The sequence below is a fragment of the Alkalihalobacterium sp. APHAB7 genome (assembly GCF_048323755.1).
In the GTDB taxonomy this organism is placed as follows: Bacteria; Bacillota; Bacilli; order Bacillales; family Bacillaceae_F; genus Alkalihalobacterium.
On the sequence record NZ_JBLWFS010000002.1, the window covers coordinates 316,054 to 336,486 of the forward strand.

Annotated in this window: 18 protein-coding genes; 1 reads left to right on the forward strand and 17 read right to left on the reverse strand. The window is 38.1% G+C overall.

Going from position 1 to position 20,433, the window contains the following annotated elements:
- Window positions 1–10 precede the first annotated feature (10 nt).
- The 13 genes from ACNSTQ_RS03935 to ACNSTQ_RS03995 form a co-directional block, all read right to left on the reverse strand.
- Window positions 11–1,540, reverse strand: a complete 1,530-nt coding sequence (locus ACNSTQ_RS03935; protein ID WP_418198540.1) for an acyl-CoA carboxylase subunit beta — start codon at window positions 1,538–1,540, stop codon at window positions 11–13.
- A 27-nt stretch (window positions 1,541–1,567) separates the two neighbouring features.
- Window positions 1,568–2,350: an enoyl-CoA hydratase gene (locus ACNSTQ_RS03940; protein WP_418198541.1), complete on the reverse strand. Its 783-nt coding sequence runs from the start codon at window positions 2,348–2,350 to the stop codon at window positions 1,568–1,570.
- Between the two features lie 19 nt (window positions 2,351–2,369).
- Window positions 2,370–3,284, reverse strand: a complete 915-nt coding sequence (locus tag ACNSTQ_RS03945; protein ID WP_418198542.1) for a hydroxymethylglutaryl-CoA lyase — start codon at window positions 3,282–3,284, stop codon at window positions 2,370–2,372.
- Between the two features lie 135 nt (window positions 3,285–3,419).
- Window positions 3,420–3,632, reverse strand: a complete 213-nt coding sequence (locus ACNSTQ_RS03950) for an acetyl-CoA carboxylase biotin carboxyl carrier protein subunit (protein ID WP_275119547.1) — start codon at window positions 3,630–3,632, stop codon at window positions 3,420–3,422.
- Between the two features lie 17 nt (window positions 3,633–3,649).
- Window positions 3,650–5,005 (reverse strand): acetyl-CoA carboxylase biotin carboxylase subunit, encoded by a 1,356-nt coding sequence (accC, locus tag ACNSTQ_RS03955; RefSeq protein WP_418198543.1) that lies wholly within the window; start codon window positions 5,003–5,005, stop codon window positions 3,650–3,652.
- A gap of 100 nt (window positions 5,006–5,105) precedes the next feature.
- Window positions 5,106–6,749, reverse strand: coding sequence for an AMP-binding protein (locus tag ACNSTQ_RS03960; RefSeq protein WP_418198565.1), 1,644 nt, complete (start codon window positions 6,747–6,749; stop codon window positions 5,106–5,108).
- Between the two features lie 59 nt (window positions 6,750–6,808).
- On the reverse strand, window positions 6,809–7,975 hold the full coding sequence (locus ACNSTQ_RS03965; protein WP_418198544.1) for an acyl-CoA dehydrogenase: 1,167 nt from the start codon (window positions 7,973–7,975) through the stop codon (window positions 6,809–6,811).
- A gap of 367 nt (window positions 7,976–8,342) precedes the next feature.
- Window positions 8,343–9,131 (reverse strand): ABC transporter ATP-binding protein, encoded by a 789-nt coding sequence (locus ACNSTQ_RS03970; protein WP_418198545.1) that lies wholly within the window; start codon window positions 9,129–9,131, stop codon window positions 8,343–8,345.
- A gap of 179 nt (window positions 9,132–9,310) precedes the next feature.
- Window positions 9,311–10,588, reverse strand: coding sequence for an ABC transporter substrate-binding protein (locus tag ACNSTQ_RS03975; RefSeq protein ID WP_418198546.1), 1,278 nt, complete (start codon window positions 10,586–10,588; stop codon window positions 9,311–9,313).
- A 93-nt stretch (window positions 10,589–10,681) separates the two neighbouring features.
- Window positions 10,682–11,743: a branched-chain amino acid ABC transporter permease gene (locus ACNSTQ_RS03980; protein WP_418198547.1), complete on the reverse strand. Its 1,062-nt coding sequence runs from the start codon at window positions 11,741–11,743 to the stop codon at window positions 10,682–10,684.
- 4 nt (window positions 11,744–11,747) lie between these two features.
- A complete protein-coding gene (locus ACNSTQ_RS03985) occupies window positions 11,748–12,632 on the reverse strand; it encodes a branched-chain amino acid ABC transporter permease (protein ID WP_418198548.1) in 885 nt (294 codons plus the stop codon).
- 3 nt (window positions 12,633–12,635) lie between these two features.
- Window positions 12,636–14,516 (reverse strand): AMP-binding protein, encoded by a 1,881-nt coding sequence (locus ACNSTQ_RS03990; protein WP_418198549.1) that lies wholly within the window; start codon window positions 14,514–14,516, stop codon window positions 12,636–12,638.
- 20 nt (window positions 14,517–14,536) lie between these two features.
- Window positions 14,537–15,307: an ABC transporter ATP-binding protein gene (locus ACNSTQ_RS03995; protein WP_418198550.1), complete on the reverse strand. Its 771-nt coding sequence runs from the start codon at window positions 15,305–15,307 to the stop codon at window positions 14,537–14,539.
- Between the two features lie 465 nt (window positions 15,308–15,772).
- On the opposite strand from ACNSTQ_RS03995, the gene ACNSTQ_RS04000 reads away from it, so the two are divergent.
- Window positions 15,773–17,131 carry a sodium-dependent transporter gene (locus ACNSTQ_RS04000; protein WP_418198551.1) on the forward strand — a complete coding sequence of 453 codons (1,359 nt, stop codon included), beginning with the start codon at window positions 15,773–15,775 and terminating at the stop codon, window positions 17,129–17,131.
- Window positions 17,132–17,182: 51 nt separating this feature from the next.
- Here ACNSTQ_RS04000 and ACNSTQ_RS04005 read toward each other — a convergent pair whose 3' ends face one another.
- The 4 genes from ACNSTQ_RS04005 to ACNSTQ_RS04020 form a co-directional block, all read right to left on the reverse strand.
- The gene (locus tag ACNSTQ_RS04005; RefSeq protein WP_418198552.1) at window positions 17,183–18,295 is read right to left on the reverse strand and encodes a histidine kinase N-terminal domain-containing protein; all 1,113 of its coding nucleotides are present in this window, start codon (window positions 18,293–18,295) and stop codon (window positions 17,183–17,185) included.
- Window positions 18,296–18,490: 195 nt separating this feature from the next.
- Entirely contained in the window at window positions 18,491–18,805 is a 315-nt protein-coding gene (locus ACNSTQ_RS04010; RefSeq protein ID WP_418198553.1) for a YbjQ family protein, read from the reverse strand.
- Between the two features lie 85 nt (window positions 18,806–18,890).
- On the reverse strand, window positions 18,891–20,096 hold the full coding sequence (locus tag ACNSTQ_RS04015; RefSeq protein WP_418198554.1) for a PLP-dependent aminotransferase family protein: 1,206 nt from the start codon (window positions 20,094–20,096) through the stop codon (window positions 18,891–18,893).
- A gap of 251 nt (window positions 20,097–20,347) precedes the next feature.
- The coding region (locus ACNSTQ_RS04020) for an IS3 family transposase (protein ID WP_418198566.1) at window positions 20,348–20,433 on the reverse strand (86 nt) is incomplete at its 5' end.

The window sequence follows — 20,433 nt, forward strand, 5'->3', positions numbered from 1 at the left end:
TTTCCTTATCTTATACTGGATATACTGGATGCTTACGATGCGTAAATGCAACATACTTAGACATATAAGATTCAAAACGTTTCGACAATTCGTCACGTAATGAATTAGCAGGAACAATTCCGTCAATCACCATTTCAGAAGCTAATCGGTAAATATCAATATCTTCTTTATACTCTTCACGCTTTTGTGCCACAAAGTCAGGTCTTTCTTCTTCTGGAAGCTGAGCAATTTTATTCGCATACACAGCGTTTACTGCTGCTTCAGGTCCCATTACAGCGATTTGCGCGTTCGGAAGTGCTAAGCAACAATCTGGCTCAAACGCTGGACCAGCCATTGCATATAATCCGGCACCATACGCTTTTCTAACAATGATTGAAATTTTAGGTACTGTCGCTTCACTCATTGCAGAAATCATTTTTGCACCGTGGCGAATAATTCCAGCTCGCTCTACTTTCGTACCAATCATAAATCCTGGGATGTCAGCTAAGAATAGTAAAGGAATATTGTAAGCATCACATAAGTTAATAAACTTCGCCGCTTTATCCGCTGAATCGTGGAATAATACCCCACCTTTCATTCTCGGTTGATTTGCAATAATCCCAACAGGACGACCATCTATTCTAGCTAAGCCGGTAATTAACTCTTGAGCGAACAATTTCTTAATTTCAAAGAACGTTCCTTCATCTATAATCCGATTAATAAGATCGAGCATGTTGAACGGTGCATTTTGATTTTGAGGAATAACTTCTTCCAATGTTTTCTCAAAAGCTTTTGGTGCAACTGGTTCTTTAACAGGTGCATCTTCTCCATAGTTTGCTGGAAAATAAGATAAGTATTGTCTTGCCATTTCAATGGCATCTTGTTCAGTTTTGGCTAGAATATCACCACATCCGGAAACGGAGCAGTGCATTTTCGCTCCACCCATTTCTTCTAGTGTCACTTTTTCGCCTATAACCATTTCAGCCATACGTGGAGATCCTAAATACATCGAGGCATTTCCGTCAACCATAATTACAATATCGCAAAATGCTGGGATATATGCTCCACCAGCAGCAGATGGACCAAATAATAAACAGATTTGTGGAACGCGGCCAGACAGTTTTACTTGGTTATAAAAAATTCTCCCTGCCCCGCGGCGCCCTGGAAACATTTCAACTTGGTCAGTAATACGAGCTCCAGCTGAATCGACTAAATAGAGCATCGGTACATTTAGCTTCTCCGCTGTTTCTTGGATACGGATGATTTTTTCAACTGTTCTCGATCCCCATGATCCGGCTTTAATGGTTGAGTCATTTGCCATTACACAGACCGTCTCACCATTAATCTTCCCAATACCCGTAACTACCCCATCAGCTGGAAGTCCTTCAGCCGTGCAATTAGCAAAGAATCCATCTTCAATATTTAATCCGTCATCGAATAAAAGTTCAAGCCTTTCACGGACGAATAACTTCCCTTTTTCGGCGTTGCTTTGATGATATTTGTCCGCTCCGCCTTTTTTTATCGTTTCGATTCGATCCTGTAATTCTTTTTCAAATGACATGGTAGATCGCCTCCTTAAAATGTTTCTTTATTCACCAGTATAATTAGGTGTTCGCTTTTCTTTAAAAGCTGTTAACCCCTCTATTCGGTCCTTTGTCGGAATCGTTACTTCATATGCTTTTTGTTCAAGTGCTAACCCTGTTTGTAAATCAACTTCTAAGCCTTTATCAATGGCATACTTTGCTTGTTGCAAGGCAATTGGTCCATTTTTTGCGATTTGTGAAGTGATTTCACTTACTTTCTGATCCATACTCTCTAGAGGAACGACATATTCAACTAAGCCGATTTTCTCTGCTTCATACGCATCTACCCTTCGAGCGGTATAGATCAGTTCTTTAGCCTTTCCTTTTCCAATGAGCCTCGGAAGACGTTGTGTTCCACCAGCTCCTGGAATAATGGCTAATGACGTTTCAGTTAACCCCATTTTGATATGATCAGCTGCTATACGTATATCGCAAGCCAAAGCAAGTTCAAGTCCACCACCGAATGCACTTCCATTTAAAGCACAAATAACTGGTTGAGGAAGAGCTTCAATATCATTAATATTACCTCTAATCAGTGACACTGTTCGTTTCACTTGAATAGGGTCCATTCCCGCACGTTCTTTTAAGTCAGCACCTGCACAAAACACCTTCTCACCTGATGCACTTATGACAACACAACGTACTTCAGGATTGTATTTCACCTCGTGTATTGCTTCGTGTAACTCGTATAACATTTGAAGGGATAGAGCATTAGCTGCTTCTGGACGATCAAGCGTGATATGTGCTACACCTGAATCGTCTATCGTCAACAATACTTTTTTATCCAATGTTAAATCCCCCTTACGATTAGGCTCTAGTTTCACAGCTTGCTTTTGCTACTTGTAAATTTCGACTAGGCAATGTTCTGCCTACCTTTTCTTCAATCCACTGTGCTGCTGCTATTAAAAGATCTTGATTTACACCCGTTTCAATGCTCATCTCATTTAACATATAAAGTAAATCTTCAGTAGCAACATTGCCTGATGCACCTGGAGCATACGGACAACCGCCTAGACCAGCTACAGCTGCGTCAAATTTCGTAATGCCCATGTCTAATGAAGCTAAGATATTAGCTAGCGCTGTACCTCTTGTATCGTGGAAGTGCATAGCAAGCTGATCGGCTGGGAATCTTGTTAGAAGTTCATCTAAAACACGTTGAACTTGTGCAGGGTTACCAACACCAATCGTATCCCCTAAAGATAACTCATCGATTCCCATATCAAACAAATGCTCAGACACTTTAATGACATCTTCGATTGAGACATTTTGTTCATAGGGACACCCGAAAACAGTAGACACATATCCTCTCGTCGTTTTACCATTTGCTTTTGCTTCTTGAACAACTGGCCTGAGCACCTTAAATGTATCGTCAATTGATTTATTTATATTTTTTTGATTATGTGTTTCACTTGCTGACATAAAGACAGAAACTTCATCGATATTAGCCTCTAAAGCACGTTGTAACCCTTTTTCATTAGGGACTAACGCTGCATAAGTGACTCCTGGTTTTCTTTTAATCTTTTTGGCTACATCGACAGCGTCAGCAAGTGCCGGGATCCACTTCGGATGAACAAAAGACGTTATTTCAATATACGAAAGTCCAGTATTAGACAACATATTAATCCATTCCACTTTATCTTCAGTTGAAACAAAAGACTTTTCGTTTTGCAGTCCATCCCGTGGTCCAACTTCCTTCAATAGAATGTTGTTAGGAAATTTCACCGATTTCCCCCCTTAATTAGAAAGCACGATTGATTACCGAGAATGGCAATAATTAATGTCTTTCCTAAGACTCTACTCTTTAAAGTGATTGGAATTCTTTTAGTGAAAATAGATGTTCGACCTTAATAGCCGTTACTATTCAAGTACGATCAACACTTCACCCTCATCAACGAAATCGCCTTCTTCTTTTAATACTTCTTTTACTGTTCCACTCTCTTCTGCAGCAACAGGTATCTCCATTTTCATCGACTCTAGGATTGCAATGTCTTGCCCTTCTTCTACTTTATCTCCTACTTGAACTAATAGTTTCCAAAGGTTACCTGCCATATTTGTAATTACTTGACTCATCATAATTCCTCCTCGGATTATTTTTTAATTGGTTTATTTTGTAATTTTTCAGAAACAAAGTTTGTTGTCACATCTCCTACTATAAATGAAGGGTGCTCTACAACTTGCTGGAGCATCGGAATATTTGTTTTAATTCCTTCAACTACATAACTTTTTAATGCTTGTTGTAAGTACTCAATTGCTTCTTCGCGATCTTCACCTTTAACAATTAATTTAGCAATCATCGGATCATAAAATGGTGTAACAACTGAGTGCTCGCTCACTGCACATTCATTTCTGACAAATGGCTGCTCAGGCAACTGAAATGCCGTAATTTTTCCTGGTGAAGGGAAAAATGTCTTTGGATCTTCCGCATAAATGCGCACTTCGATCGCATGACCTTGCAACTGTACATCTTCCTGATTCATTTCTAGTAATTGTCCAGAAGCAATTTTAAGCTGTTGTTCAACGAGGTCTAAGCCTGTAATTTCTTCCGTTACCGGATGCTCAACTTGTAATCTCGTATTCATTTCAAGAAAGTAGAAATTTTTATTTTCATCTACTAAAAATTCAATTGTACCTGCATTTTCATAGCCAATGGCTTTTGCAGCACGTACGGCAGCTTCCCCCATATTTTTACGTGTTTCTTCATCTAGAAATGGAGAAGGTGCTTCTTCAACTACTTTTTGATGGCGTCTTTGAACCGAGCAATCTCTTTCCCACAAGTACAATGTGTTTCCAGATTGATCAGCTAATATTTGAATTTCAATATGCCGGGGGTTTTCAACGAATTTTTCAACATACATGGCCCCATCACCGAAGAAATCCGTTGCTCGTTTTTGATTTCCTTCATAGGCTTTTTTTATTTCTTCATCACTTCTGACTACTTGCATGCCAATTCCGCCACCACCAGCAGAAGCTTTCAACATAACCGGATATCCAATCTCATTTGCTATAAGAACAGCTTCATCGGCATCCGTCAGCGGTCTTGTAATTCCTGGTACAACAGGAACTCCCGCTTTCTCCATTGCTTTTCTAGCTTCAATTTTACTGCCCATATTAGCAATTACTTCTGGGGAAGGACCAATAAATGTAATTCCTTCTTCATGACACCTTTTGGCAAAACTACTATTCTCTGAAAGTAAGCCGTAGCCAGGGTGAATGGCATCCGCTCCAGTTTCTTTCGCCTTTTCAAGAATAATATCCATGTTTAAATAACTTTCATTAACTCTTGGTTTTCCAATTAAGTACGCTTCATCTGCACGTTTTACATGTAATGACTCAGCATCTGCTTCGGAATATACAGCTACAGTTTTAATTCCTAGACGTTGACATGTACGAATAATTCGTAATGCAATTTCTCCACGATTCGCTATTAACACTTTTTGAAACAATGGCTTCACCTCTTTAATATATTTGTTCTTGAAATAAAGTGGGATACTGAAGAACCTGTTTCGACAAGGTTCTTCAGTATTTGATAACGCTTACAAAAAGTTAGACTTCTGCCGACTCCGTTAAATTAAAACGATCCATTGCAATTTCCCGAAGTTTGAATTTTTGGATTTTTCCAGACGCAGTCATTGGATACTCTGAAATAAATTCGATATAGCGCGGAATTTTATGACGGGAGATTTTTCCTTTGCAATAGTTACGTATTTCGTCAGATGTAGCGGATTCTCCTTCTTTTAATACAATCCATGCCGAAACTTCTTCACCAAATTTTGGATCTGGTACACCTACAACTTGCACATCCAGTACTTTTGGATGTTGATATAAAAATTCTTCGATTTCTCGTGGATAAACATTTTCTCCACCACGGATAATCATATCTTTGAGACGTCCTGTAATACGGCAATATCCCTCTTCATCCATGACGGCTAAATCACCGGTATGGAGCCAACCGTCTTCGGATATTGCGGCAGAAGTTGCATCCGGATTTTTATAATACCCTTTCATCACATGGTAACCACGTGTACAAAGTTCACCTTGAACGCCTCGTGGAACTTCTTTTTCTGTACCAGGCTCGACAATTTTTACTTCTACATTTGGCAAGGCACGGCCAACAGTCTCAACTCGTCGCTCTAAAGAGTCATTTACTCGCGTTTGTGTAATAACAGGAGAAGACTCCGTTTGCCCATAAGCTATTGTAATTTCAGATGCTCCCATCCGCTCGATTACAGCTTTCATTACTTCAATTGGACAATTCGAACCTGCCATAATTCCTGTGCGTAACGAAGACAAATTGTAGTTTTCAAACTCATGATCATTTAATTCGGCAATAAACATCGTTGGTACACCGTGTAATGCAGTACATTTCTCATCCTGAACGGCTTGAAGAACTTGCTTTGGATCGAATTCTTGAACGGGGATCATCGTTGCTCCAACCGTCACGCATGCCATCGTTCCTAGTACACATCCAAAACAATGGAAAAATGGGACCGGGATACACATCCGGTCACTTGCAGTTAAATTCATACATTCCGCAATATTAATTGCATTGTTGACTAGATTGTTATGGGTAAGCATTACTCCTTTTGGAAAACCAGTTGTACCAGAAGTATATTGCATATTGATCACATCATCAGGTTCAAGGGAACTCATCCGTTCATTTAATTCGGCATCTGTTACTTGGTCACCCATTTCAAGTAGATCTGCCCAAGTGTACATCCCAGGCTTACGCTCATCTCCTAGAAACACAACATTTTTTAAGTGTGGCAGTTTTTTCGACTGTAACTTTCCTGGTTCTGCTGTTTTTAGCTCGGGAATAATTTCATAGAGCATTTCTGTGTAAGAAGCACCGCGAAATTCGTCCATCAAAATGATAGTCGATGAGTCCGATTGTTTCAGTAAGTATTCAAGCTCGGCCGTACGGTAGTTTGTATTCACCGTTACTAATACGGCACCCATTTTACCTGTGGCAAATTGAGAAGTCAGCCACTCAGGCATGTTCGTGGACCATATGGCAACATGTTCACCGCGTTCAACCCCAAGCTTCATAAACCCTTTGGCAACTTGACGACATAAATCATCGAACTGTTGATACGTATAACGCAATCCTCGGTCAGGATATACGACAGCTTCATGATTCGGTTGGTTACTTGCTACCTCTTCTAGCAATCTACCAACCGTTACATTCATTAACTCCGCCAATTTGTATTCCTCCTTTAAATCTATTTACTTTTACTTTATGATTTGTCTTACGCTTTTACTCTAGCTTTTTCGCCGCAACCTAAATTACGTGCAATTACCAGACGTTGAATTTCAGATGTCCCTTCTCCAATTTCCATGAGTTTAGCATCGCGTAACATTCTTTCAACCTCGTACTCACGCATATAACCGTACCCACCGTGGATTTGGATCGCTTGATTACATACTCTTGTTGCCATTTCTGAAGCAAACAATTTAGCGAAAGCACCTTCTTTAGAGAATGGTTTCTCCTGATCTTTTAACCATGCTGCTTTCATTACCATATTTCGTGCAAGTTCAATTTCCATTGCCATATCGGCAAGTTTAAATTGAATCGCTTGGAAGTTAGAAATCGATTGACCGAATTGCTTTCTCTCTTTCGAATATTGCAATGCTTTATCAAAAGCACCTTGAGCTATACCAACGGCTAACGCTGCAATTGAAATACGTCCACCGTCTAGTGTGTATAAGAATTGCTTAAATCCAGCTTGCGGATCTCCCAAAAGATTTTCAGTTGGAACACGTACATCTTCTAAGATTAACTCAGATGTATTGGAACCACGGACACCCATCTTTTCATAATTGCTATTAATTGTGAAACCAGGTGTACCTGTAGGAACAATGATAGCTGAAATAATATTCTTCCCTCTTGCATCTTTTCCAGTTACTGCAGTAACAATGACTGTTCTAGCATATCCAGCGTTTGTAATCCAACACTTACCACCATTGATAACGTATTCATTTCCTTCGATAACTGCTCGAGTTTGTGTACCTCCTGCATCTGATCCAGCGTTTGGTTCTGTTAAGCCAAACGAACCTAATGCTTCCCCTGAAGCAAGTGGAACAAGGTGATCTTGCTTTTGCTTTTCACTGCCAAAATAATAGATTGGACTCGCACCTAAAGAAACTGCCGCTGCATAGCTTAATCCCGTACTTCCGCAAGCGCGACCAATTTCCTCAACTGCTAAAGCATAAGAAATCGTATCTCCTCCTGATCCCCCATACTGTTCTGGGAATGGAATCCCTAGCATGCCTAACTCACCCATTTTTTTAAACGTTTCAATCGGAAATTCAGCCGTTTTATCGACATGCTCTGCTTTTGGAGCTACCTCATTTTGTGCAAAATCCCTTACCATATCACGGATCATTTGTTGTTCTTTCGTTAATTCAAAATTCATAATTATTTCCTCCTAATATATAATCATTTTTTATTTAAATTTAATGTAACTGAGCAATGGTTCAAATTTATCCTAAAAAAAAGAGATTGCTAGAGGATGTTCAAAAAGTCCGGGAAAAATCTCTGGCGGTAGAGGACCTTCGACTAAGAGCCCCACGTCCTGTGGGAACGTCGAAGTCACCACATCCTGTGGAAGCTCGTTGGTTTTCTGCTGCACCGCCTCGAACTTCTTGGATCTTTTTGTCCTCCTTTTTGAACACGCACTGCTAGTTACTTATTACCATTAGAAACATTATTTTTTTAATCAACCTCTTTAATTTGAATACCTCTTAATAAGTTAGTATCTCTCTTTGAAAAAAATACCTATTTTACACCCAACGTTTAATTTTTTTATACGACTTTACTTCGCGGAAACTTTTCTTCCCCTCTTTGTTCATCCCTAAGTAAGACTCACGAACGCCTTCGTTTGAAAGCAACTGGTCGACAGGTCCTTCCATAACAATTCTTCCGTTTTCCATAATGTAACCAAAATCAGCGATTGAAAGGGCTACATTGGCGTTTTGCTCTACTACTAAGATCGATGTACCTTCTTCTTGATTGATTTGCTTAATATTTTGAAAGATCTCTTTTACGAGGAGCGGTGCAATTCCTAAGGAAGGTTCATCCAGTAATAAGATCTTAGGTTTTGCCATAATTCCTCTTCCAATCGCAAGCATTTGTTGTTCCCCACCTGAAAGAAGACCTGATGCCCTGCTTCTAAGTGCTTTTAATTTAGGGAAATAATGATAAACCCTCTCTAAATCATCAGAGATGTTCTTTCGGTCTTTCCTCGTATACGCTCCTGCTAATAAATTTTCTTCAACTGTTAAATGTTTGAATACTCTTCTGCCTTCTATACATTGAAAGACCCCTTGTTTCACGATCTTATCTGGGTCAACCCCACTAATTTTTTCTCCTTCAAACTCTATGTAGCCGTCTGTTATTTGGCCACCTTCATTTTTTAGTAACCCTGAGATTGCTTTTAATGTCGTTGACTTCCCCGCTCCATTACTTCCTAAAAGAGCAACAATTTTTCCATCAGGTACCTCAAGTGACATTCCTTTAATCGCTAAAATAATTTTGTTATATACAACCTCTATATTGTTTAGACGGAGCATCGTTTACCCTCCCTAAAAATAGATAACGAAACTATAAATTCTAAACTAGATGTTCGGCTAACTCGCCCACGCCTAGATTTAAACGAAAGTTCATTGGGACTTAACCTTAGCAAACTATCCAAATACATTATGAGTTAGAGAGAGGGGACTAAGCGGCAAGTACCCTCTCCCCTTAACCACTAGCGCATATCGCTTACGCCAAAATAGTCTGTAATCATTTCCCAATCACCGTTATTCAGTTGCCCCAAACGAATTTGGTCTGTACCTGCGTGATTATCTGGAGCGAAAGAAACATTTGCACCTAAACCACCTAGATCAAAGTTGTCGATTGACTCAATTGCTGCACGAATATCTGAGCCAGTCACGTCTCCATCAGTTTCAGCAATTGCAATTCGGATGGCTTCTGCCATGATTGATGCTGTCGCCCATCCTTGAACGAACTTCTGATTAATATCTTCTACGCTTCTACCTTTCGAATCTAAGTACTCAATAATAGGCTCCATCCCTGGAAGATCTTCCGTCGGAAATGCGTGTGTGACGACTCCAATAAATCCATCTAATGCGTCAACCCACTGTTGGTTATCACTTCCACTAGGAACTAAACCTTCTCCAGCTGTCCAGTTTAGACCCATGAATTGTGTATCCCATCCAAGTTGTTTTCCATCACGAACAACATTTCTCGTTTGGTTCCATGTATAGTTGAGAATTGCATAATCAGGAACCTCATTATTTCTTGCCCATGATTGAAGTGTTGTCTGTGGATCAGTGTCACCAAGCTCGATTTGGATGTCAGGAACAATTTCAACTACACCTGCTAAATGTTCTTCGGCATAGTTTTTAATATCTTGAATCGGTGACTCACTGAACGGGTGTCCTTCGTGATAAACTAATGCTACTGTTGCAGGAGATGAGCCTTGGTGATTTTTTCCAATCCATTCAAGCATAGCACGACCTTGATCTGAATAACTGGCTGCAACTAGGAAATTAAACCCGCTCTCACTTCCAGTATCTTTTAAATTTTCAGAATATGAAGCTGAGAAAAATGGAATTTCATCGTTAATGATTTGTTGACGTAAAGCTTCTGTATCTGCTGTTCCCCAACCTAGAACAGCTGCCACTTTATGCCGGTCTCTTAATGATTGATAAACTTGTTGTGCACGACTTGTATCATATGCATAATCTTCACCCACAAAGTCGATCGTGTAACCATCCACACCGCCATTTGAATTTAAGTATTCGAAGAACGCTCTTTCACCTTCTGCATAAGGTGCTCCTACATCCCCAGTTGCACCGGACTCATCGAAAATCCCGCCTAATTTAATGACTTTTCCTGAGTCATTTGAGTCATTCGATGTATCACTTGATGCTTCATTTCCCCCACAACCTGCGAGCAACCCTAATGCAAGTACAGAAGTTGCAACTGCGGTCATCGTTTTTTTCCAATGACTTTTTTTCATTTGTTTTCCCCCTTAATAGATACATCATTTTATTGGCTGAAGTTCCCTTATGTAAAGAGACTTCGAAATCCCTTTAGAAGCGGGTGCAAACCCTTAGTAAGAAAATGGCCATAACCTAAAGTAGTTTTTAATGTTATTCCAGATGTGTACTAAACCACCAGGTTCAAAAATTAAGAACAATATAATGACTAGACCAAAGACAAATTCACGGAATGAAGAAAGCAGGTGGTACGCATTTGGCATATAAATCGTTAAGAATTCAACCATGAAGCCTAGACCAACTGGAAGAAGTGTAATAAAAATGGCTCCTAAGATCGCTCCAAATACACTTCCTAATCCGCCTACTAAGATCATCGCTAAGTATTGAATTGAAACTTGGATACTATAAAGTTCTACCGTAACAACCATCGTATAGTGAGCAAGAAGTGCACCAGCGATTCCTACGATAAAGGAAGAGATGGCAAATGACATTACTTTGTAACTAAACAAGTTAATTCCCATAATTTGTGCAGCAACGTCTCGGTCTCTTACAGCTAGAAAAGCTCGACCTGTACGGGTACGGAATAGATTAAGAGCATAAATCGTCGTTAAAATTGCAATGATCAAACATAGAAAGTAATAACTGTTATGACTAGAAAATGTATAACCGCCAATAGATGGGCGATTTAATACCATTCCAGCTCCACCACCAGTTAAGCTACTCCAGCGACCGATGATCCAAAGAATAACTACTTGTGCAGCTAAAGTGGCAATGGCCAAATATAACCCTTTTAACCTTAAAGATGGAATTCCGAACAACCCTCCAATTACAGCTGTAATTAATCCAGCAAGAGGCAGTGCAATCCAAAAGCTCCACCCTAGGGTCATTGTTAAAATGGCTGAGGTATAACCACCTACCGCTAAAAATGCACCAACCCCTACAGAAATTTGTCCTGTAAATCCGGTTAGTATATTTAAACCAATTGCACCAATAACAGCGATTGCACAGAGAGTCGCTAAACCAACAACGTAATTAGATGCAACTAGAGGGAACAAAAATAGTAAAATAACGATGATTAACATTCTCAGTTTCATCTGTGGAGTTCGGAATAGCTCCATGTCTCTGCTGTAACTCGTTTTATAGTTCCCACACTCCATAACAAATGGATTTTTCATTTATTCACACCCTTTCTATTCCACCTTTACCAAAGAGGCCATTCGGTTTTAGCATTAAAATAATCGTTACAATGATGAACGGAATTACTTCTTTTAATCCTCCACCAAAGATAGGTTGTAAATATCCCGCTGCTAAGTTTTGAACGATTCCGATAATAAACCCACCAATTATTGCACCTGGAATACTATCTAACCCCCCTAAAATAACAACTGGGAGAACAGCTAGACCAATTGTTGCCATGGAAGCGTTTACACCATTGATGTTACCTAATAAAACTCCACCTACTGCAGCCACTAATGCCGCAATACCCCATGTGATCGCATATACGGACTTAACACTAATGCCCATCGAAAGTGCAGCCATCTGATCATCTGCAACAGCTCGCATTGCAAGACCCATTTTTGAGTATTTGAAGAAGAGTGTAAATATAACAAGTAAAGTCATTACAATAATGAAAGACCATAGGTAAACTGGAGCGATGATTATTTCTCCTATTCGGATAGGCTCTGATGAAAAAATAGGTGGATAAGATTTTGTTTGGTGTCCCCAAATCATATGGACAAGACCAGCCAGTAAACTAGCTAAACCAATCGTGGCCATAATAACTGAAATAACTGGAGCATTTATGAGAGGTCTTAGTACAACTCGTTCAATTGCCATTCCTAGAAGGGCATTGAACAATAGTGTAATAATAAGTGCGATGATAAAAGGGATTTTATATACTGCGACTAGAGTAAGGCAAATATAGGAACCTATTAGAACTAGCTCACCGTTGGCTAAGTTTAATGCATCACTTGCTTTATAGATTAGAACAAATCCTAGAGCTACCAATGCATAAATACTTCCAACGACTACACCAGTAATGAGTAGTTGTAAGAAAAAACTCATCGATTACGCCACCTCCTTGTTCGTATCTAAATCAATAACTTCTAAGTTTCCGTTATTGTATGTTAGACTGACTTGACCGTTTGATGAGTATAAGCCTTCTAGAAGAGATTGATACTTGTCTTCTAAATAACTGCGGCGTATTTTTTGTGTACGTGTTAACTCACCATCATCAGCGTCAAGTTCTTTATTGAAGATGACTATTTTTTTAATTCTCGTTTCACTCTTAATATCTTTCATAATCGTAGCAACTTCTTTTTCAATTAAATGAAGGACTTCCTTTTTCGTTGATAGATCTGCAAATGTTGTATAAATAATTTGATTTTTCTCAGCCCAACGTCCTACATTAGCCATATCAATGTTTATCATTGAAACTAAGTAAGGTTTATCCTTTCCGTAGACGAGTGCTTCTTTTATAAAACGACTATTTTTTAATTTGTTCTCAAAATAACTTGGGGCAATCGTTTCACCATTTTGTGCAGTAAAGATGCTGTTCGCTTGGTCTTTTATGTGTAGATGACCTTTGTCATCTATGTGACCATAATCTCCTAATGACACCCAGCCACCGGATACAGGAGCAGGCTCATTACTTTCTTTATAATAGCCGATAAATTGACTTGGACTTTTGATAAGTACTTCATTTTCATTTGAGATTTTCACTTCCGTATTGGGCAGCGGTAAACCGACACTCGATTGATTAAGATCACCATCTCTTTGAACAAATGAAATACCACAAACTTCTGTTGCCCCGTAACATTGTTTCAAATTAATTCCTAATGAGTGAAAGAAGTGGATGGCTTCTTCTCCTATTGGAGCCCCATTATTGTACGCTCGCTTGATACGTGATAAACCAAGATGATCACGGATGGCACTGAATACGAGAAAATCACCTATACCATACATGATTTTGGTTGATAATGATATCGGTTGTTGGTTTAATTTTGCATCTGCCATTTTATCGCCAAATGGTTTGAAAAAGTTATAGACTTTTCGCTTAAACCAAGTAGCCCCATCAATTCTTAACTTAAATCTAGAAATAATATTTTCATAGGTTCTTGGTGGGGCAAAAAGTGAATGCGGACCAATTTCTCTTAAATCAGTAAGTACAGTTGTCGGTTGTTCTGGGAAATTAATAGAAATTCCTTTACACAGAGACATCGTAACACTCATTACTTGTTCACCAATCCAAGCAAGTGGTAAAAAAGATAAGTAGTCATCTTTTTCAGCTACAGGATCAATTTCATCTAAACTTTGTGCTGCTGATAGTAGATTGTTATGGGTTAACATTACGCCTTTTGGATCACCGGTTGAACCTGCTGTATAGGATATAATAGCCACGTCATCGCCGATTACTTGCTCAGCTTTTTTGTAAAAGAAATCCGGATTCTTTTGAGCGAATGCTTCTCCTGATTTTTGTAAGTCCCTCATATAAAGAAGTTTTTCATTCTTATATGTCCTTAAACTCTTATCATTGTAGTAAATAATCTTTTCTACATTAGGAATTAATTCTTCAATCTCAAGCAGTTTGTCAACTTGCTCTTGATCTTCTGCAACAACAATCTTAGCCTCACAATGATTTAAATAATATATTAGTTCATCGCCTGTTGCTTCTTGGTAAATACCAATAACAATCGCACCTAAGCATTGTGCTGCCAGTTGAGAATATAGCCATTGTGCTCGATTATCACCTAGAATAGCAACCCTATCACCTTTTTTAACATCTAACTCAGAAGCAAACCCTAAACTTAATGTACGGACGTTTTCTAAGTAATCGGCCCACGATATTTCATTCCAAATGCCAAGTTCTTTTTGCCTTAAAGCCACTTGGTTGCCCATCTTTGTACCGCGTTCAATTAAAAGATGAGGTAACGTTTTTTCTCTTGACATAGCTATCAGATCCTCCTTTCTTAAATAGCTTCCTCACCAATGTAAGCTTTAATTACTTCGGCGTTATTTTGAATCTCTGCAGGTGTACCAAACCCAATTTGCTTTCCGAAATCTAAAACAGCGATGGAGTCTGATAGGTCCATAACAACACCTAGGTCATGTTCAATGAGGACAACTGTCATATTTTTTAATTCATGCATATCTAAAATAAATCTTGACATATCTTCTTTTTCCGAGGAATTCATACCCGCCATCGGCTCATCTAGTAGGATTAATTCTGGCTCTAAAGCTAAAGCTCTTCCTACTTCTACCCTTTTTTGAAGTCCATAAGAGAGTGTGCCAACCGGTGTATGCCGATAGTCTTGCAATTGAAGAAAGTCGATTACTTCTTCAACGGCCCTTCGATGCTCCACTTCCTCTTTTTGTGCTGACCCCCAATATAGTCCACCCTTTAAGAGTCCTGATTTCATTAAAGTGTGTCTACCCAACTTTAAATTATCAAGTACTGACATATGAGCAAAAAGGGCAATATTTTGGAAAGCTCTAGCAATTCCTAACGTCGTTCTTTTATAAGGCTTCATATTTAGTATTTCTTGGCCTTTAAAGCGAATTGAACCATTTGAAGGACGGTATAAGCCACTAATGCAATTTAGCATACTTGTTTTCCCCGCACCGTTTGGCCCTATCAGTGAAAATATCTCACCTTCTTTAATATGGTAGCTTACATCGTTCAATGCTTTTACACCACCAAATTGAAGTGAAACATTTTCAACCTCCAATATAGCTCCCATGCATTTTCCCCCTTTTCCTCATGATTTCGGTATTTTGTAAGCGCTATCATGATTATAAAGATGAGCATGTGTTCATGTCAACATAAAAATTTATAATTTTGAGAAAATTCTAAATTAGGTGTTTCTCTTTGTGATAATAAAACTATTACAAGAAAATTTCTAACTCCTACTTAATGGCATTAATAAATACTACTCCTTTATTTATGTAGGCCTTCCATAAAAATTTCTGCAAAAGAAGAGTTTATCGTTGTTATTTCAATCAAGTAGGAACAGGATAGTTAAGTAAAAATATTATTGAGCCTATTTATTTTTTCTCCATTGCAGATATCGTTTGAAGTTACTACCTTGTACCGTATATGTATTTTAGTTTCAGTGTTTTTTTGTCAAACAGTGTCGAATTCTTCTAAATACTATGTTATATTAGTAACACTATTTTATCTTTAGCGGTTTAAAGGGGGAAATTTTTTGAGTAATCATTTAGGAAATCAACCTAGAGAGCAATGGGCATCACGACTCGGCTTTATTTTAGCAGCAATGGGCTCAGCCGTAGGATTAGGTAATATTTGGCGATTTTCTTATGTGACTGGAGAAAATGGAGGAGCTGCCTTTTTAATTATATATTTTCTTTGTATATTATTTATTGGTCTCCCGATTATGATGGCTGAATTTACAATTGGACGGCGTGCACAGAGTGATGTAGTAGGTTCATTTCAGACACTCGCACCGAAGAGGCCGTGGTTCATTGGCGGATTTATCGGAGTAGCTTCTGCTTTTATTATTCTGTCTTTTTATGGTGTAATCGCGGGTTGGACTTTATATTATTTTATTAACTATTTAACAGGAACATTGTGGAGTGCTCCACCTGAAGGATATGAGACCTATTTTGAAAACTTTATTACACATTCTACCCATCCCATCCTATGGCAATTTATCTTTATGGCCCTAACGATTGGGGTTGTATTAATTGGTGTTAAGAATGGAATTGAAAAAACTAATAAATTGCTAATGCCAATTTTAGCGATCTTGCTACTCGTGTTGGCTAGTTATAGTTTAACTCTAGGAGGCGCTAGAGAAGGGCTGGCGTTTTTATTTTCACCAGACTGGTCTGCTTTTAGAGAACCTGAAGTTTATTTAGCTGGATTAGGTCAAGCGTTCTTCTCCTTAAGCTTAGGTATGGGGGCTCTTATCACTTATGGCAGCTACTTATCAAAAGAAGAAAAACTACCTGGTGCGGCCTACAGCATTGCCTCACTTGATACTCTATTTGCCGTAGTTGCTGGTATTATGATTTTCCCAGCCGTGTTCGCTTTCGGGATTGAACCAGGATATGGAGCTGGACTTGCCTTTGTTACACTTCCTGATATTTTTGACAGTATTGCTTATGGCGGAATTGTTGGCTTAGCCTTCTTTTTCTTATTAGCAGCAGCTGGGCTTTCATCAGCTGTTTCACTATTAGAAGTTGCGGTTGCCTACTTTATTAGGAAATTTGACTGGACTCGCAAGTTTACTGCCATCGTAATTGGATTTATCATTTTCTTACTTGGGATCCCATCATCTTTAGGTCTGGGTATCTGGTCACATATCACCATTTTTGATAGTAACATTTTAGACAGTATGGATTTTCTAGCTTCAAACATTTTCCTTCCACTCGGTGGATTAATTATTGCAACATTTGTTGGATGGGGCTGGAACAAATCTGAAGCGATGAAAGAATCTGATTTTGGTGACACGTTCATCGGTCATGTTTGGATTTTTATCCTTCGTTTTATTGCACCCATTTTGATTGTGCTTGTTTTCCTAAGTGCAATTGGTTTATTTAATTAAATAGAATAGTAGTAAAAGCGTGTATGGCAAAAATCTGGCCTGCACGCTTTTTTATTCAAGTTGTAGAGTAACCGTAAAAGTAGTTGACTCCTCATTAGAAACACAGGATATTTCTCCGTTATGCTTTTCCATAATTTTTTTACTTACATATAAACCAATACCTGTACCCAGTTTCTTCGTCGTAAAAAATGGTTCAAAAATTGTCTTTTGTACATGTTCAGGTATAACTGGTCCATTATTCGTAACTGTAATTTCTATTTTTCTATCTGGTGTAATAATAGATTTTATGACAATTTCTTTTTTCCCGATATTGTCTTTCAAAGCATCAATAGAGTTAATGATTAAATTAATAAAAACTTGACGAATTTCTTCCCGAAATCCTTTGACTGTCTTCCCCTCACCTATTTCTGTATTAACAATGACATCACCGTCAGCTATACTAGGATAGACAAACTCAATAATTTCATCAAAAAGTTGTTTCATATCAAAATCTTCTCTTTGATGATGTGAAGTTGTTTCCCTTCTTGAAGCCACCAAAAATTGTGAAATTCTAAAATTTAACTGCTCTAATTCATGTGTAATTATATCGATATATTTTATATTTGGATCTTCTTCTTTTAACAACTTTACAAATCCCATTACAGCAGTTAATGGATTTCGAAATTCATGAACAAAACTAGATGACATTTGGCCAAGTAAAGTCAGTCTATCTTTATGTGATTGTTCTATAAACAAACTCTTATCTTGCAGCTGCATATCTTTTAGCTCCGTATATTTATATACAGCATGATAAATAAATTGATCAAAGCAAAAGTTAATTTTATTTATAATCGGTTGCATACTTTTCACTGAAAGGTCAATTTCTTCTAGCGACTGGAAAATAATACTTCTTCCAATGTTAACGTTGTATATAAACTCACTAATGTTTACGTCAGCTGTTACTCTTTCATTTGCAACTTTGTAGGCTAGATTTTTGACAAATTCGTCTTGGTAAGGATTTTTCAAACAGTAAATCAGGAGTTCAAACATCGCTTGACCATTACCCTCAACATTAACTGTAAATGGATCAGCATCAGATATCCGTACATTTTTTCTCCAATTAGAAAGAAAGCTTTCAGCATTTGCCTCTAAATATTGACAAAATTTATCTTCTACCTCTACCATCATTTATTCCCCTTTATAAAATATCTCTACCTCTTACTATACAAAAGATTTAGTAAAACGACAATAATTTTCAAAATAGTCCGTCACTTTTTGTAGAGATTTATTTCTATCACCTCTCAATTGTCGACAATATCTGCTGACACTGTTCATATACTTTTAATAAGGCAGAAGATACCCCTCCTGCCTTCATACTAACTATTTAAATTTCACAGCTGTTCCGTACACCAAAATCTCAGATGATCCTTCCATAATTGAAGAAGTTGTATAACGGACATTTACAATCGCATCCGCTCCGAGTGCTTCTGCTTCACGAATCATTTCCTGTTCTGCGTAATTTCTAGCATCAATAAACATTTCTTCATACTCTTTCATTCTTCCACCAACTATATTGCGCAAACCACCCATAATGTCTTTCCCAATATGCCGTGCTTGTACGGTATTTCCCTTTACTACCCCAAGTGAAAACTCTATTTCTTTCCCAACAACTTGTTCTGTATTAACGACTAACATCAGTTACGTGCCCTCCTTACTTGTTAAGTAAATAGAAAGCTATCACATAGAATGCGTCGACAACTTTCTATAACAAATCTACACTTTATCGTACGACTTCTTTTAAGGAAGTATGCTCTTTAATCACATCGGTTAATATTTTCATTCCCGCTTCCAATTTTTCCGGAGTGGAGTGTGTATAGTTTAAACGCAGTGCATTTCTCTTTCCCTTTCCAACGTAAAAAGGGGCTCCTGGTACAAAGGCAACACCTTTTTGAACCGCTGCTTTTAATAGTTCTGTTGTATCAATGCTCTTATCCAATTCGATCCAAAAGAACATTCCTCCTTTTGGAACCACATAAGACATACCAGGGAGATTCGCTTTCTCTAACTCATGCAGCATAATGTTCATTCTTGAATGATATACCTCAATTAAGTTACGGATATGTCCATCCAAGTCGAAGTTCGTACATAAATGGTATAGTGCCTGCTGCGATAAAGAGTTAGAATGTAGATCATTCGCCTGTTTTGCTTGAGACATAATTCGAATAATTTGGTGCGGACCAGCAATCCATCCCGTTCTTAACGCTGGCACAGCCGTTTTAGAAAATGTACTCGTATACAACACGTGGGTCCCTTCTTTATCGAATGAAGCGATAGGATCATACGTTTCATCTTTATCAAATTGAATATCACCATACGGATCGTCCTCAAAAATAATGACATGATATTTTTGTGCGAGCTTCAAAACCATTTTCCGGCGCTCATTTGACCATACTTTACCTGCCGGATTCGAAAATGTCGGTACAACATAGATACATTTCGGTTTATACTTCTTTATTTTTTGCACTAGATCCGCTTCAATCATACCGTGTTCATCCGATTCAACTGGAATGACTTTCGCTTCGTATGATTCAAAAACTTGAAGTGCGGCTAAGTACGTTGGATTTTCAGTTAAGATGATGTCTCCTGGGTTGAATGTAACTCTAGAAAATAAATCGATTGCCTGTTGTGAACCTGTCGTTAGCAAAATTTCATCTGAATTGTAGCATGTAATTTCTTTCCTACTCATACGTTCGATTAATAAGTTCCGTAAAGGAAGAAAGCCTTCTGTTTCTATATATTGCAAAGACTTTTTACCTGATTTGAACGTCTCTTCAAAAGCGTCCCTGATACCTTCAAGTGGAAATAAATCATCGTCAGGAAGACCTCCAGCAAACGAAATGACATTTCCTTTAGAAACGACCTTTAAAATATCACGGACAGCCGAAGATTGAAGATGGCGTACTCGTTTTGCAAATGCATACTTCATGATATACACCCCTGTTTTTTTCCGAATTTTTAATAAATATACCTCATAAAAAAAGAATGTCAATGATTATAGGGAAAATTCAAACAACTTTACTTTTCATTTTTACATTCTTTTGTACATAAATTGTGTGATGAGAGAATGACAGAAGTGAAAGATGAGGAAGTAAAAAGAAATGTTCAACAATTGACCACTAGAAAAAAGGCAGTCTCCATACTAAAGTGTACCCTTTGTAAAGGACATTTTTAAAAAGTCTAGGCAGTTTTAAGAAGATGATTCCTGTATTGAACAGGGGTCATCTTTTTTAAATTCCATTGGTATCTATAGTGATTGTAGTACG